This window comes from Geobacter sp. FeAm09 (genome assembly GCF_008330225.1).
In the GTDB taxonomy this organism is placed as follows: Bacteria; Desulfobacterota; Desulfuromonadia; order Geobacterales; family Pseudopelobacteraceae; genus Oryzomonas.
Window position 1 is genome coordinate 1,876,716 of the sequence record NZ_CP042466.1, and the last position, 15,447, is coordinate 1,892,162.

The following is a 15,447-nucleotide window of genomic DNA, read 5'->3' on the forward strand; positions in this document are numbered from 1 at the left end:
GGGGGCCGCTGCGCAGGCAGGCGGCAAGGCCCCCTGCCCCCAGAACTCCCCATTGTTGCAGACGCCCTACCCCCGGCTCATGCCGTAATGAGCCTTACGGCCGGCAGACTGTTCGTCGCCGGTCAGCGTAAGGGTGAACCTGGTCCGGAGCGGTATGGATACATGGCGATGGTTGTCGTGCACCACAACCTCCACGACCCACTCTCCCAGGGGGTCGGCAGGCTCGCCCACGAAACGTACGACGTTCGCGGCAAGATAGATGTGCGTCGGCGGACCGGCCAAGGTGCCGGCAAACCCCTTGAGTCCGCGATTCTCGGTCGCCTTCTTGTCCGGCCCGGTTATCTTGAGGTCAAAGGTCACGTCCACCGTTCCGGCGGCATCCAGAGCCGGATTGGCGAAAAAGACCAGTATGGACGCCTGCTCGCCCCTCTTGAGATTCTGGACCACCAAAAAACTCGGGACAGCCTCCGAAGGGGTGTTCCATGTGCTTTCCCAATCAGGATCGGCGGTGATGAGCACGGACGCGCCAAAGCCGTTGACCGTTTTGCTGGCCTCGGAATTGACCGCGGGGATGCCGTTTCGCAGCCATCTCCCGTCATCGGCGGCGACTGCCAGGGTGTTGATGGCGAAGGTCAGGAGGAAGAGCAGTAAAAGCAGGGATTTCATGGCGTTGCCTTTCGTCCGGCAGTATCGAGCCGAGGCCGGACCTCACCTCTCAAAATGCGGCACCGGCCTCGGACCCTCTCCGGGACGGGAATGTTTTCCCGTGAGGGTTTCGATGCGGATACACACGATCCCGGTACAGGCGAATTTTTCCGCTGATACCGGAAAAACACACGGAGCGTTGTATCGCGCTGCGAACACCCGGAGGACTTCGTCTTTCAGTGCGGGATCGTCCACCAGTTCGCCGACGCCTGTACCACACACGCTGCGATAGCGAGTGGTGGTCTTTTCAACACGGACATCTACGGCCGTGGAAAAACCGATGCGGGGGTCCGCCCGCAGCAGGTCCAGCTTCCGTCCCTCCAAGGCGCAATGGAAGTAGATGCAGCCGTTGTGATAAACGTAATTCACCGGCAGTACGTAGGGCGTCTCGCCGGAGTTGAGAGCGATGTACATTTCCGTGGCATCTCGCAGCACTTGCTGCATGGATGCAGGGTCTGAAATTTCACGTTCGGTTCTGCGCATAAGAGGACTCCGTATCGGTGGCAGGGGATATACTGAATATACTGAGTTTAATTGCCGGTATAAGGGAATTGTGGGGGCGGTCCTTGACATGGGACAAAGCTCTCATGTAATGACAAAATGTCCTCTGCCAAGGGCAGACCGCTCTATCTGCATATGGATGCCGGGATGTATACTGCTAATTTTAAATGTAATTTAAGATAGTTAAAAATCTGCACTCTTCCAATCTCACTATACTAGCACAAAAAAAAACAGAAACCACGCTATCCGGCAATCATCAGATTGCGCCATTTAGATGCAAACATTTTCCCGGTACACATAAGATGCGCTCAACGGCCCCTTCCCCTCTCCCCTTGACAAAATCCCCCCACAGGAGAATAATTCCACCCTTTGGCGTATACAAAACCAGAAGGGACCTGTGCATCATGCTTATCGAAAGCGATTTCCTCGTCATCGGCAGCGGTATCGCCGGACTCTCATTTGCCCTCCAGGCGGCCGACCACGGCAGCGTCGCCCTGGTCACCAAGCGCGACATCTCCGAATCCGCCACCAAATATGCCCAGGGAGGCATCGCCTCGGTCTTTTCCGCCGAGGACTCCTTTGACGCCCATGTGGATGATACCCTGGTGGCCGGGGCCGGCATCTGCCATGAGGATGTGGTGCGCATGGTGGTGGAGGAAGGCCCCCAGACCATCCGCAACCTGATCGAATGGGGGGTCAAGTTTACCACCGGCAGCGGCAGCGATGGCTACGACCTGACCCGGGAAGGGGGGCACAGCGCCCGCCGCATCCTGCACGCCGAGGACATCACCGGCCGCGAGATCGAACGCGCCCTGGTGGAGGCGGTGCGCCAGCATCCCAATGTTCGGCTGTACGAACACCACATCGCCATGGACCTGATCACCCAGGCCAAGATCGAACGCCGCCCCCTGGAGCAGAATCGCTGCCTGGGGGCCTATGCCCTGGATATCACCGCCGGCGAGGTTAAGACCTTTTCCTCCAAGATCACCCTGCTGGCCAGCGGCGGCGCGGGCAAGGTCTACCTGTACACCTGCAACCCGGATGTGGCGTCGGGCGACGGGGTAGCCATGGCCTACCGTGCCGGCGCCACCATCGCCAACATGGAGTTCATGCAGTTCCATCCCACCACCCTCTTCCACCCCCTGGCCAAGTCGTTTTTGATCTCCGAGGCGGTGCGTGGCGAAGGTGCCATCCTGCGCCGCCGGGACGGTACGGCCTTTATGGAAAAATACCACAAGCTGAAGGACCTGGCGCCCCGGGATATCGTGGCCCGCGCCATTGACCACGAAATGAAGGTCAGCGGCGACGACTGCGTCTTCCTGGACATCACCCACGAGCCGGCGGATTTCGTGCGCAGCCGTTTTCCCAACATCTACCAGACCTGCATGGAATTCGGGCTGGACATGACCCGGGAATGGCTGCCGGTGGTGCCCGCAGCCCACTACCTGTGCGGCGGCGTAGCGGTCAACATCGACGCCGAAACCGACGTCCCCGGGCTGTATGCCATCGGCGAGGCCGCCTTCACCGGGCTGCACGGGGCCAATCGCCTGGCCAGCAATTCACTGCTGGAAGCTGCGGTCTATGCCACCAGGGCCTACCGCCATGCCATCCAGGCGGTGAAAAAGCTGCCCAACGGCCACCCCGAATTGCCGGTGTGGGACTCGGGCACCGCCACAAACAGCGATGAAATGGTGGTGGTTTCCCAGAACTGGGACGAGATTCGGCGCAGCATGTGGAACTATGTGGGGATCGTCCGCTCCGACAAACGCCTGGAACGGGCCATGCGGCGCATCAAGCTGATCCAGGACGAGATCGAGGAGTATTACTGGAACTTCATCGTCACATCGGACCTGATCGAGTTGCGCAATATCGCGACCGTGGCCGAGCTGATCGTGACCTGCGCCCAGATGCGCAAGGAGTCCCGCGGCCTGCACTACAACATCGACTATCCGGAGCGGGATGACGTCAACGGCAAAAAGGACTCGTTCATCAAGAAGCAGTTCTGATTTTCCGCCACACGGGAAGATCCCCCATTCTTTACGGTACAGAGGAGAAGCCATTGGATATCAATGACATTCGCACAAGGATAGACCTGCTGGACGATGTATTGCTGCGGATCTTCAACGAACGCGCCCGCCTCGCCCTGGAGATCGGACACCTCAAAAAGGAGCTGAACCTGCCGGTCTTCGATCCGAGTCGCGAGAAACGCATCTTCGCCCGCATGAAGGACGAAAACCCCGGCCCCCTGGATGACGGAGCCATTGTGAGACTGTTCGAGAGGGTTGTGGACGAATCGCGGCGGTTGGAGCGCATCATGTCCCATCAGGAAGAAGGGGCGTAACCGTTTCGGAATCTTTAAAGTGTTGGATGAGAGGAGTTGGTTAAAGATGCTGATTATTATGAAAAAAAATGCACCTGATGAGACCCTTGACCAGATAAAGGAGTATCTCATCACCCGTGATTTCGATATTCATCAATCAACCGGCGCCAACCGGACGATCATCGGCGTCATTGGCGATACGGAAACCCTGAACGACCATGAAATCGAGACCATGCCCGGCGTAAGCCAGGTAGTGCGGATCAAGAAGGACGACTGAATGTGAACGGCAGGCCTGCCACGGAGACGCGGAGACGCGGAGAAAACCGCGCAGGAGTTGCCCCTGTGACATGGTCATCTCCCAATCTCTGAGGCTCTGCGGCATATGGTTTCCGGGGTGGTTCTCAGCCCAGCATATTTTTGATGTCTTCGCTTTTGAGGGGCACCTCGACCTGCCCCCCATCCTCCATCCGCTTGAAGGCGGCCTTGCCGGTGACGATTTCGTTCTCCCCGATGACCACGCTGTAGCGGGCCCTCAGCTTGTCGGCGCGGCGCATCTGGCTCTTCAGGCTTTTGCCTTCGTAGTCCATCTCGACACTCACCCCCGAGCGCAGCAGTTCATGCATCAGCCGGAAGGCAAAATCCCGTTCCCCTGCCCCCATGGTGGCGATGAACAGGTCGGGCTGCCGGGAAAAGTCCTTGTCGCCCAGAAGCAGGGCCACGCGTTCGAAGCCGATGGCAAAGCCGATGCCGGGGATGGCCGGTCCGCCAAGCTGGGAGATCAGGCCGTCGTAGCGCCCGCCGGCCGCAACGGCCGACTGCGACCCCAAAAGGCCGGTCACCAGTTCGAAGGTGGTGCGGGTGTAGTAATCCAGGCCGCGCACCATGCGGGGGTTGATGGCGTAGGGGGTGGCGGTGGCGTCCAGATAGCTTCTGACGCTGACAAAGTGGTCGGAGCAGGCCCCGCAGAGATGGTCCAGCATGGAGGGCGCGCCGGCGGTAGCCTCGGCGCAACCCGGCACCTTGCAGTCCAGGGTGCGCAGCGGGTTCGTGGTGAAGCGCCGTTTGCAATCTTCGCAGAGGAGCTCCAGGCGCTCTTCAAGGAATGCCACCAGCGCCGCCCGGTACGCGGGCCGGCATTCGGGACACCCCAGGGAATTTATCTGCAGGGACGGTTCGTCCAGGCCGATTTCCCGGAAGAACTGCACCAGCATGTTCAGCACCTGGGCATCGGCCAGGGGGGCATTGACGCCGGTGATTTCCGCGCCGATCTGGTGGAACTGGCGGTAGCGCCCCTTCTGCGGACGCTCGTAACGGAACATGGGGCCCAGGTAGTACAGCTTGGCTACCGGGTCCTGGGCATAGAGCTTGTGCTCGATAAAGGCCCGCATGACGCTGGCCGTTCCCTCGGGGCGCAGGGTGACGCTGTTGTCGCCCTTGTCGGTGAAGGTGTACATCTCCTTCTCGACGATGTCCGTGGCGTCGCCGATGGAGCGGCAGAACAGCTCGGTCTTTTCCATGATCGGCACGCGTATTTCGGAAAAGCCGTTCAGTTCGAAAACGCGGCGTGCGGCCTGTTCTATATACTGCCATCGATCCGATTCCGTCGGAAGGATGTCGTTGAATCCTTTGATTGCCGTAATGGACATGGGTATCCTCGGGTTGCTGAGATAAATAACGTGTGGGGAACGGGGTCAGGAAGTGAGCAGAAAATGGCTGACGCAGTTCTTGCCGCTGGACTTGCTGGAGTACATGGCCTTGTCGGCCATTTCCAGAAGTTCGTACTTGGACAGGGTGTCATCGGGGCAACAGGCGTAACCGATGCTGCAGGTCAGGCGGATATTGTAGCCTTCCGCCGCAAGGAATACGTGCGATTCGACCCGCTGCCGGATACGTTCGGCCACCATGAGGGCGATATCGCATCCGGTTTCCACCAAAAGGATCGTGAACTCGTCGCCGCCATAGCGGATCACCACGTCGACCTCGCGCACCGACTTCTGTGCCAGGGCCCCCATTTCCCGCAGGACCTGGCTTCCCACCAGGTGGCCATAGGTGTCGTTCACGCTCTTGAAGGAGTCGATATCGAGAAACAGAACGGCGAGGTGCGACGAATAGCGCTCGGCCCGCTTCAGCTCCTGGTTGAGGGCGACCTCCAGGTAGCGGTGGTTGAACAGGCCGCTTAAGTCGTCGATGAAGAGCATGTCCTTGGCCCGGGAATAGGTCTCGGCATTCTCGAAGGCCTGCGAAGACTGCTCCAGCAGGAAGAGGATATTTTTCCGTTCAAGCTGGATGTTGGACAGGCGGCGGCCCGGCTCGTTGAAAAGCACGATCACGCCGTGGAACTGCCCCCTGTTGCAGACATATATCAGGCAGGCCTCTTCGATGCCGTCGCCCGCCTCGCCGGGAAGCGCGAGCATGTCGATCTGGTGGTTCGTCGGCAGGTTCCCCGGGAGCGCTGCCAGAACGATCTCGCGGTAGTGCTCGGCGCTCTCGGGGGTAAGCCCGCGCACCTCTTTCAGGTCAAGCCGGTTGTCGGCCTGGAAAAAACCGAGATAGCGGCCAACGCCGATCTCGCGCGCCAGGGCCTCGACCATGAGATGGTAGATCCGTTCCAGTTCAAGGCAGCTGGCAATGGTCTGGCTGACCTGAAACAGGCTCACCATCTTCTTGAGTTCTTCGTTTTCGTTCAAAAGCCTGCGCTGCTGTATGCACAAGGCAACGGAATGACGGAACTCGTCGGGATTGACCGGCTTGAGCAGATAATCCCGCGCCCCGTGCTTGAGGGCGAAAATGGCCGATTCCAGATTGGTGTCGCCGGTCACCATGATGACGTCGATATCGGGATTGAACCCCTTGACGCGGGACAACACCTCCATGCCGTCCACCTCGGGCATGATCAGGTCGGTAATCACCAGGTCGTAGCGGTTCCCGGCCAGCATCTCCAGCCCTTCCCCACCGCCGCAGGCGCAATCCACCGCATACCCCTCCTTGTGCAGCAAGTCGGAGAAGGCCTCGCGAAAGAAACGGTCGTCTTCTATAATGAGAATTCTTTCCATGACGTGGGCCCGTGGATGCATGAAAATGCCGTCCCTATCTCTTTACCGCATTTACGCAAGGCATGTCAAATTGCTTTATCCTGTTGCTGCACAATCATTTTGCACCATAGGGGGCGTTGACGCTCCACCCCTCCCCGTCGCTGGTCAGTTCTATGGTGCCGTCCCGGTCCGTGCGCCAGGTGCGGATGCCGCGCCGGTTCAGGCGTTCCAGGGTCTGCCGGGCCGGAAGCCCGAAGCTGTTGTCGCGGCCGGCCGAGATCAGGACCAGGGATGGCGAAACCGTGTCGAGCAGCGCCTCCGACGTGGAAAAACGGCTGCCGTGATGCCCCGCCTTGAGCACGGTGGAGGCCAGCGGCACCCTGTCCGCCAGCAGGCGCTCCTCGGCGGGGAACCCGGCATCGGCAGTGAAAAGCATGCTGAACGAGCGATAACGGAGCCGGAACACCAGCGATTCGTCGTTCATCCCCATCTCGTCGTCGGCCGGTCGCCGGGAGGGTCCGCCCCGCGGCGGGGAGAGCACCGTCACCTCGACACCGTCGGCAAAGGCGAATGTATCGCCCGCGGCCAGGCGCCGGGCCGGAACGTGCCGCTCGGCCAAGGCGGCCTGCAGCCGTTCATACTCATCTCCGGCGCCTCCCTGGAACGGTTCCCAGAATTCACGCACCGGGAAGGTCCGGACAAGGAACGGCATGCCGCCCATGTGGTCGGGGTGGCTGTGGGTCAGCACCAGATGGTCGATGCTGCGCACGCCGAGTTTCCACAGGGCCGGCCCCAGGATGTGGCGGCCGAAGTCGCGGCCGGTGTCGTGCAGATACCCTCCCCCGTCCACCAGCATGGTCTCGCCGCCGGGGGAACGGACCAGCAGCGACTCCCCCTGCCCCACGCTGAGCATGGTGATATGCAGGCGGCCGTCGGCCGCGGCCGGAGTAGTCACATGCGCCGCAACCGCCAGCAGGGGAGGCAGGGCGCAGAGTGCCGCCGCCCTCCGGGAACGGCGCAGAAAGCTGACCAGCACCATGAAGCAGATACAGCATGCCATGTCCAGACGGGTAATGCCGTGGAAGGATAAGAGCGGCAGCCGGGCGAACAGCGTCACCAACCGGTTGGAGAGTGCGGTAAGCTGTGCCGCGCACCATAAGAGCCCCCAGGCCGCGGGCGGGAAGAGGTACACGAACGGCAGGGCGCAGGAACCGACCAGCACCGCGCCATAGCCCAGGATCGGCACGATCAGGAAGTTGGAGAGGACGCCGTTGAGGGAGGCCTGGTCGAAATAGAACAGGACCGGGACCATGGTGGCGCCCGTCGCGGCGAGGGATGCGGCGACAAATTGCACCAGGTTGCGCTGCCAGGCCCTCGGCACCCCCCTGATGCGCTCCATGACCGGGGGGACGACGATGACGATGCCCCACAGGGCCAGGAAGGAAAGCTGAAAGGAGAGGTCGAACAGGCTGGGTGGCGCGAGCACGACCAGAAGAAAGGCCGCGAGCAGCAAGGCATTGAGCGGATCGGTTTCCCGTTCGGCATGGAGCGCCAGGACAAAGGTTGCCAGCATGATGACCGAGCGGGAGGTCGCCGGAGCGGCGCCGGAGAGAAAGAGATAGAGCAGCATGGCCGGCAGCGCGATCAGGAGCGCCGTCCGGCGCAGGTCGAGGCGGAGCGCCAGAAATTCGGAACGGGTCGCCACAAACAGGGTGGCCATGACCATGAACCAGGCGATGATGCCCACATGAAACCCGGAGATGGAGAGGATATGGTTGACGCCGGCCCTCGTGTAGGCGTCGTTCAGGTCGTCGGGGATGCCTTTCTGGTCGCCGACCAGGAGGGCGGCCAGAACCGATGACCGTTCCCGATCCGGCACCGCATCCCTGATGAAATCGCCGAGACGGCGTGCAACAAGGTCCGTACGCCGCAGGAACGAATCCTCCGCCGCGCCGCGGATCAGGATGATCCCCTCCGGCGCGGCGACCCGCCCCGTGGCCGAGACCTCCCGATAGGCCAGGTGGCGCGCATAGTCGAATTCACCGGGGAGCCCGAGCCGATGGGGGGTGGCAATTCGCGCGGCGCACCGGACCCGGTCGCCCCGCGCCAGACCGGGGTCGCCCCCGTCCACGAAGAGCATCATCCTGCCGCACGTCGGGACGGGGCGCCCTTCCCTGACGACCCCTTCAACCCGCACCACGAAACTGCACCCGCGGGACGTGGCCGTTGGCCGCGAATCCACGATCCCCTCCACAATGACCGGGGTGCGGGCGGCAAAATTGCGTATATCGTCTGCCGGGACGGCGGGCTTCGTGTAAGGCTCCAGGGCGAGGACCCCGAAGGTGAAGAAGAAGGCGGCGGAGCAGAGGAGAAGGGGGACGCGGTTCCGTATCAGGCAACTGAGCAGCAGGCAACAGAAAAGAGCTGCCGGAAGGCCAAGCGGCACGGTCACGGCCCGGCTGTCCGCCAGGCAGAGCCCGGCAGCCATCGCCCAAAAGGGTATCAGCAGCGGATGGCGTCGGAGCATGGAGGGGGCGCAGCTGGTGAGCGGTAATACATCGGTTCATCTCCAGACGAAGATTTCCGGCATCCCGGGCACTGACCGCAGGATCACGTCGAAAACGATACCAGAATACCGCGGGAGATACAATATCGTGCCGGCCACTTGAAAACATGGCGATTGGATGGTAGATATGTAAAGGTGAATACCGCCGGCGCGAAGAAAGACCCGAGGATCCATGATCCCTGATCAGTCTCATTCCACAAAATCGATGGTTCTGGCTGCCGCGGAATTGAGGCGCTCCTACCGGTACGCCGAGATCAGCCAGCGCCGGCGGCTCACCCTGGCCGAGGCGATTACCGCTGCAAACCTGCGTTTCATCGAATCCGGCAGCGTCAGCCAGATGGCTTCGATCCTGCTCGACGCCTCCATGGCGGTCACCAATTCCCCTTTCGGGATGCTCTACGAGTTGCTTCCCAACGGCAGTGCCTCGGTCCAGGCGTTGTCGTTGGCGTCGTTTGACCCGGTTTCCGACGTGCGCTGCTTCCGCGATATCCAGTACGAAATCCGTCGCCACGGCAGCTATGAGATGAAACGTCACCCCTCGATCTTTTTTGCCGCCGCGGAGGGGGGCTTGAGCGTTGTCATGGATTCCCCGGCCCATCCCCGCTGGATACCCTGCGCCTGTCCGATCTGCTCTCCCCTTCTGAGCCGTTTCATGGGCATACCGCTCAAGATGGGCACCACCGTGGTCGGCATGCTCTGCCTGGCGAACAAGGACAGCGATTATCTGGCGGAGGATGTTGCCGAACTCGAACATTACGCCCAGACCTGCGCCATGGCCGTGGGCATCGCCAAAGCGGAACTCGGCCGCAAGGCTGCCATGGAACAGGCGCGCCAGGCCCAGAAAATGGAGGCCATCGGACAATTGGCGGGGGGGATCGCCCATGACTTCAACAACCTGTTGACCGTGATCAACGGTTATAGCACCCTGCTGCTCCAGAAGCTCGACCCGGATTCGGCGATGAGCCGGGAGGCCGGGCAGATACTCAACGCCGGGGAGCGTGCCACAACGCTTATCCGGCAGCTCCTGACCTTCAGCCGCCGGCAGATCATCGCTCCCCACCAGATCCATGTCAACTCCTTCATAACCGGCCTTCAGGAGATTCTTTGCCGGCTGATCGGAGAAAACATCGCCCTCGACACGAAGCTTTCAAGCGATGTGGGCCTGATCAAGGCCGACCCGGGGCAGATAGAGCAGATCGTCATGAATCTCGTCATCAATGCCCGCGACGCCATCGAGCGGGGCGGCGCCATCACGATCGAGACCGCCGGCTGCGGCAGCGACGACACCTTCCTCCGTCGGCAGGGCGATAGCGCGCCGGAAGACTTCATCGTCATTTCCGTCGCGGACAACGGCATGGGGATCGCCGACGAGATCGTCGGCAGGATCTTCGAGCCCTTCTTTACCACCAAGGAACAGGGCTCCGGCACGGGATTGGGGCTTGCCACGGTGTACGGCATCGTCAAACAGAGCGGCGGCCATATCCAGGTACTGACGGAAATCGGCATGGGATCGGAATTCCGCGTCTATCTGCCCAAATGCCACGATCATGCCCAGGCACACCCTCCCCTGGCCGCCCCCGTGGCGCACCGGGCCGCTCAGGGAACGACCGGCCTCATTCTGGTCGTGGAAGACGAGCCGTCCGTGCTCGAACTGTCCGCCGCCACCCTCACATCGTGCGGGTTCGAGGTGTTGACGGCCGCCACCCCCCGGGAGGCACTGCACCTGTTCGAACTTCACGGCCACAGGATCGATCTGCTCCTCTCGGATGTGGTCATGCCCGGGATGACCGGCCCGGAAATGGCGAAAATCATGCGTGACTCCCATCCGGAGCTGAAGGTCGTTTTCATGTCGGGATACTCGGAGATGCAGCGCAGCGTCCCGGTTTCTCCCGCCGAACGCCCGAGCTTTATCATGAAACCGTACAACCCGCTTGAGCTGACGCAGATCGTTACCGAACACATCAGACCTACCCCCTGGAGCGAAACGAACGGAGACCTTTCATGAATGAACACATCCTGATTGTCGATGACGAGGAAATGATCAGAGAACTGCTTGCCTCGGCCCTCCTCCAGGAAGGCTATGCCTGCCACCTGGCAGCCAACGTGGATGAGGCGTTCACCATTCTGAGCGAACACCCGATCGTACTGGTCATATCCGACATCATGATGCCGGGCAGAAGCGGCGTCGATCTGCTGCGGGACATCAAGAAGGTCGATGCCGACATCGCGGTGCTGATGGTCACCGGGCTCTCCGACATGAACACCGCGCTGGAGTTCATCCACCTCGGCGCGGACGATTACATCTCCAAGCCCTTCAGCATCAACCGCGTGTTCCTGACGGTCAAGAACCTCCTGGAGAAGCGCAATCTGGCCATCGAAAAGAAAAACTACCAGATAAGCCTCGAATTCAAGGTCCTGGAACAGACCGAACAGATTCGCCGCACCATGAACGAGTTGCATAAAGCCTATGACCACACCCTGACCGCCCTGGTCAAGGCCCTGGACGCCCGGGAAAAAGAGGTCGGCTCCCATTCGGAGCGGGTGATGAACTACACCTCGCTCATGGCCGCCAAGTTGGGTATCCATGGCAACGATCTCGAACAGCTGGCCAAGGGGGCACTGCTCCACGACATCGGCAAGATCGGCATTTCGGACAATATCCTGCTCAAGCCGGGCGCGCTGAACGACAGCGAATGGGTCGAGATGCGCCGCCATCCCCAGGTGGGCTATGCCATCCTGTCCGAAATCGGATTTCTGAAGGGCCCGGCCGAGATCATTCTCACCCATCACGAGCGTTTCGACGGCACCGGGTATCCCAAGGGGCTCAAAGGCGAACAGATCCCCATCGGTTCGCGGATCTTCGCCGTGGTGGACACCCTGGACGCCATGACCTCGGACCGCCCCTACCGGAAGGCGCTCCCGTTCGATGCCGTCACCAGCGAGGTGCGCACCTTCCGCGGCAGCCAGTTCGATCCCGACATCGCCGACCTCTTTCTTTCCCTGACCCGCAGCCAGTGGGAAGAGTGCGCCGGCAAAAACTTTATCTGACGCCATGAGATTGTACGGAAAGAGGGGAACGGCATGAGCCATTCCCCTCTTTTTTTCGTTCCAGCACCTGTCCCCGGGCGGGCGCTTCCGGTCAGTCGTCCTCCCAGCCCCCGTCCAGATCATCGTCGTCCCGGTCGTCCAGGGCATCATCCTCGCCATAGACATCCTCATCCAGGTCGTCCCCGTCCTCCTGGCCTTCGGGCCGGTAGGAGCCAACCGCCGCAGGGCGCGTGTCGTCCTTTTCGGAGATGCGTTCGAAGCGCACCAGCAGATCCTCGTTGGTGCAGAAACGGTCCTGCTTGTAATCGCACCGCTCCCGCTCGCACAGATCGAACAGCTGGATCTCGCTGCACAGCCGCTGTACCGGTTTTCCCGTTACGCTTTCCTCGATGTCGTCTTTGCCCGGCACGACCCGCCTCCCCTTAGTGTTCTTCACGGTTGCTTCACTTGTTCTCTCAAGCCCCCTGCGTACGGCTCTTGGGGACTAGGCATGGCCGCCATTCAGGAACTCTCCGGCCTTTTCCACATCCTCGCGGCTCCCGATGTAAACCGGGGCGCGCTGGTCCAGACCTTCCGGCATGATGTCCAGGATGGGAATCGTGCCGTTGGTGGCGGCTCCGCCAGCCTGTTCGATGAGATACGCCATGGGGTTGAGTTCGAACAGCAGGCGCAGTTTGCCGTTGGGGCTGTCCGTGAGGGACGGGTACATGAAGATCCCCTTCCCTTTCATCAGCACCTGGTTGATATCCGGTACAAAGCCGCCGGAATAACGCAATTTCGAGCCTTTGTCCTCCAGGTGGCGGATGAAGAGTTCGTTTTCTTCCGTGTATTTCTTGCGCAGACCGCCCGGGGCGTAGATATCCCCGCTCGGTTTCATCCGGACGTTCTCCCTGGTCAGGGTGAACTCCATCAACTGGTTCATAGTAAATTCGTAGACCCCCTTGCCGATGGAGTAAACCAGGGAAACCCGCGGCCCGTAGAGGATATACATGGCGCCGACCATCTTGCGCCCCGGCTGGAGCAGGTCGCACCCCTGATAGATGCCCACAATGGTACCCACGGCCAGGTTCACATCCACCAGGGATGAACCGTCCAGGGGATCGTACGCCACCGAGAACATCCCCTGGGGATTGCTGGTGACCTGGTAGATTTCCTCCATCTCCTCGGAAGCGATGTTGCACACCACGCCGGAATGGATCAGGCGCTTGCGCATGATGCGGTCGGAGAGCACGTCCAGGGCCAACTGTTCCTCGCCGTAGAGGTTCGAGGTGCCGGCCACCCCCAGATCGCCGGTACGCACGGCATTGATGACATATTTGCTTGCTTCGGCGATTTCACAGATCAGATGAACCAAATTGTCGCTGATGTTCTGTTCGCGCAGATGCGCGCGCAGATCTATCTGAAATTTGGTTTTTCCTGGTTCGCTGGGCATGCCGACCTCCGCATTGAGTCAAATAATGTGAATGTTGCAACCCTGCAACCATACTGTAATCAGCCGTTTTTAGCAATACTAAAAGCCCGGAGAACCGGGCCTTGACGGCAAAAAAGCTAATGAAAAAGCCGAAGTGGCGAAAAAACAAGATAGGATGAGGCGATGAGGGCAAACAGCAGGTACGACCCCAGCGCAAACGCGGCGAGCCGGCGCTGGGTCGCCGGAATGATGCGCGCAAGGGAGGCGTGGCGCCGAAACGGCGTCAGCGCCCCTGCCCCCAGCCCCGCCACCCCGCCGCCGAAGAGGGTCCCGTAGAAGGCGTATCCCACGTAACCGTACTCCTGCTGCAGCATGCAGAACGGGCAGTGATGGGACGGCAGCTCATAGACGTAGAGGCCGATGAAGGAAACCAGGGATGCGGCGGAAACAACGAACATGACTGCGCTTACGGCGGAAAAGAAATAGCCTCCACGGCCCCGCTTGACGACGTAAAGACTGCTGGCCAGGGCCACGGCCAGGCAGGAGTAGTACACCCATACCATGGGGGCGGCCGGCAACCCGGCGAGGTCCCTGCCGATGCTTCCTGTGCCGGTGCCGAACAGGCTGCCGCAGCAGGACGTGATCACATCCGCGTGCAGCCCCCGGAAATAGCGGTAGTGCACAGAGGTCTCGACGAGCACCAGCGGCGCCAGCAGGGTGACGAGGAGAGCGTATTTGGCCTTGATGAGGGGGTAGTCGTAGCCGCGGGTATCCACATGGTTGATGACCAGCCACACCCCGGCCAGGAGGCAGGTGGCGATCTTCAGGAAAAGCGTCGGATAGCCGTAGCCGTTTGCGTTGAGGCTGCCGGCCGCGCACATGGCGCCGGTAAACTGGCTGTGCAGCGTGTCGGCGGTGAGGATGAACAGAAACAGGGAGAGCGCCTGAAAGGCCAGGGCGTAGCCCAGGATGGACGAAACCAGGTAGGTGCGCCGCTCCAGCCGCACCTGGCGTTCGCTGCCGCTGCGCAGATCCCAGGCGCGCATGATGCCGACCCCGTGCCAGGCCGCAGAGAGCACCATGCCGGCAATCAAAAACGACGAGACCAGGAGCGCCACTATGGCGGGGTGCTGCATCACGATTCCGTCCCGCCGGGGTGGGTGCGGCCGTCCCGCATCTCCACGACCCGGTCGGCCAGGCGGGAATCGCAGGCGATGGGGTCGTGGCTGGCGATCAGCACGGTCTTGCCCTGGGTCTTGAACAGGGCGACGATCTCCATGAACTCCCGGGAAAGCTTGCTGTCCAGGTGTGCGGTCGGTTCGTCGGCGATGATCACCGCCGGGTTGTTGATCAGCGCCCTGGCAATGGCCACCCGCTGAAGTTCGCCGCCCGAAAGCAATTCCACCCGTGACGAGGCGTGGCGCCCTATGGCGAAGAGCTGCAGCAGTTCCCGGGCGCGCGCCTGGAAGACGGCATGGCTTTCAGGGGTCGGATAGGCGGGGAGCATGACGTTCTCCAGCACGGAGATGCCCCGCACCAGATTGAACTGCTGAAAGATGAAGCCGAAGGTGGTGCGCCTGATTTCGGTCAGGAAGCGCTCGGGCAGGCTGGAGATGTCGAAGCCGCCGTCCCCCTCCTGGGGTGCGAGAAATGCCGGGCGGATGCCGTGCAGGCGGATGCGCCCCGAACTGGGGCGGCTCATGCAGCCGACCAGGGAGAGGAGCGTGGTCTTGCCGGAGCCGCTCGGGCCCTTGAAGATCGTAAGCTGCCCCGATCCGATGGTCAGGCTGACGTCGTCGACGGCGGTGAACTGGTTGCTCCTGCCGATGTTGAAGCTCTTGGTCACATGGGAAAGTTCTATCAC

At 61.2% G+C, this 15,447-nt stretch carries 14 protein-coding genes; 5 read left to right on the forward strand and 9 right to left on the reverse strand.

Annotated features, from left to right (window positions below; genetic code table 11):
* Positions 1-66 precede the first annotated feature (66 nt).
* Both FO488_RS08850 and FO488_RS08855 read right to left on the reverse strand, forming a co-directional pair.
* A complete protein-coding gene (locus FO488_RS08850) occupies positions 67-666 on the reverse strand; it encodes a hypothetical protein (protein WP_149210227.1) in 600 nt (199 codons plus the stop codon).
* A gap of 42 nt (positions 667-708) precedes the next feature.
* On the reverse strand, positions 709-1,188 hold the full coding sequence (locus tag FO488_RS08855; protein WP_168205953.1) for a pyridoxamine 5'-phosphate oxidase family protein: 480 nt from the start codon (positions 1,186-1,188) through the stop codon (positions 709-711).
* A 422-nt stretch (positions 1,189-1,610) separates the two neighbouring features.
* Here FO488_RS08855 and nadB point away from each other — a divergent pair, with 422 nt between their 5' ends.
* From nadB to FO488_RS08870, 3 genes are read left to right on the forward strand one after another with little or no spacing between them, the layout of a single operon-like run.
* Positions 1,611-3,212, forward strand: coding sequence for an L-aspartate oxidase (gene nadB / locus FO488_RS08860; protein WP_149210229.1), 1,602 nt, complete (start codon positions 1,611-1,613; stop codon positions 3,210-3,212).
* Between the two features lie 53 nt (positions 3,213-3,265).
* Entirely contained in the window at positions 3,266-3,547 is a 282-nt protein-coding gene (locus FO488_RS08865; protein ID WP_149210230.1) for a chorismate mutase, read from the forward strand.
* A 46-nt stretch (positions 3,548-3,593) separates the two neighbouring features.
* Positions 3,594-3,803, forward strand: coding sequence for a hypothetical protein (locus FO488_RS08870; protein ID WP_149210231.1), 210 nt, complete (start codon positions 3,594-3,596; stop codon positions 3,801-3,803).
* A gap of 124 nt (positions 3,804-3,927) precedes the next feature.
* Here FO488_RS08870 and hisS read toward each other — a convergent pair whose 3' ends face one another.
* The 3 genes from hisS to FO488_RS08885 form a co-directional block, all read right to left on the reverse strand.
* The gene (gene hisS, locus FO488_RS08875) at positions 3,928-5,172 is read right to left on the reverse strand and encodes a histidine--tRNA ligase (RefSeq protein WP_149210232.1); all 1,245 of its coding nucleotides are present in this window, start codon (positions 5,170-5,172) and stop codon (positions 3,928-3,930) included.
* A gap of 45 nt (positions 5,173-5,217) precedes the next feature.
* Positions 5,218-6,579 (reverse strand): diguanylate cyclase, encoded by a 1,362-nt coding sequence (locus FO488_RS08880; RefSeq protein WP_149210233.1) that lies wholly within the window; start codon positions 6,577-6,579, stop codon positions 5,218-5,220.
* A 94-nt stretch (positions 6,580-6,673) separates the two neighbouring features.
* Positions 6,674-9,085 carry a DNA internalization-related competence protein ComEC/Rec2 gene (locus FO488_RS08885; protein ID WP_149210234.1) on the reverse strand — a complete coding sequence of 804 codons (2,412 nt, stop codon included), beginning with the start codon at positions 9,083-9,085 and terminating at the stop codon, positions 6,674-6,676.
* A 244-nt stretch (positions 9,086-9,329) separates the two neighbouring features.
* Between FO488_RS08885 and FO488_RS08890 the strand changes: the two genes are divergently transcribed.
* Entirely contained in the window at positions 9,330-11,129 is a 1,800-nt protein-coding gene (locus FO488_RS08890) for an ATP-binding protein (protein WP_205743388.1), read from the forward strand.
* The gene (locus tag FO488_RS08895; protein WP_149210236.1) at positions 11,126-12,172 is read left to right on the forward strand and encodes an HD-GYP domain-containing protein; all 1,047 of its coding nucleotides are present in this window, start codon (positions 11,126-11,128) and stop codon (positions 12,170-12,172) included. Before FO488_RS08890 ends, FO488_RS08895 begins: the two co-directional genes overlap by 4 nt.
* A 91-nt stretch (positions 12,173-12,263) precedes the next feature.
* Here FO488_RS08895 and FO488_RS08900 read toward each other — a convergent pair whose 3' ends face one another.
* From FO488_RS08900 to FO488_RS08915, 4 genes are all read right to left on the reverse strand, one after another.
* On the reverse strand, positions 12,264-12,608 hold the full coding sequence (locus FO488_RS08900; protein ID WP_240732227.1) for a hypothetical protein: 345 nt from the start codon (positions 12,606-12,608) through the stop codon (positions 12,264-12,266).
* Positions 12,609-12,656: 48 nt separating this feature from the next.
* On the reverse strand, positions 12,657-13,604 hold the full coding sequence (locus FO488_RS08905) for a class 1 fructose-bisphosphatase (protein WP_149210237.1): 948 nt from the start codon (positions 13,602-13,604) through the stop codon (positions 12,657-12,659).
* A 116-nt stretch (positions 13,605-13,720) separates the two neighbouring features.
* Complete coding sequence (locus FO488_RS08910) at positions 13,721-14,719, reverse strand: hypothetical protein (protein WP_240732264.1); 999 nt, start codon at positions 14,717-14,719, stop codon at positions 13,721-13,723.
* Positions 14,719-15,447: an ABC transporter ATP-binding protein gene (locus FO488_RS08915; protein WP_149210239.1), complete on the reverse strand. Its 729-nt coding sequence runs from the start codon at positions 15,445-15,447 to the stop codon at positions 14,719-14,721. Before FO488_RS08915 ends, FO488_RS08910 begins: the two co-directional genes overlap by 1 nt.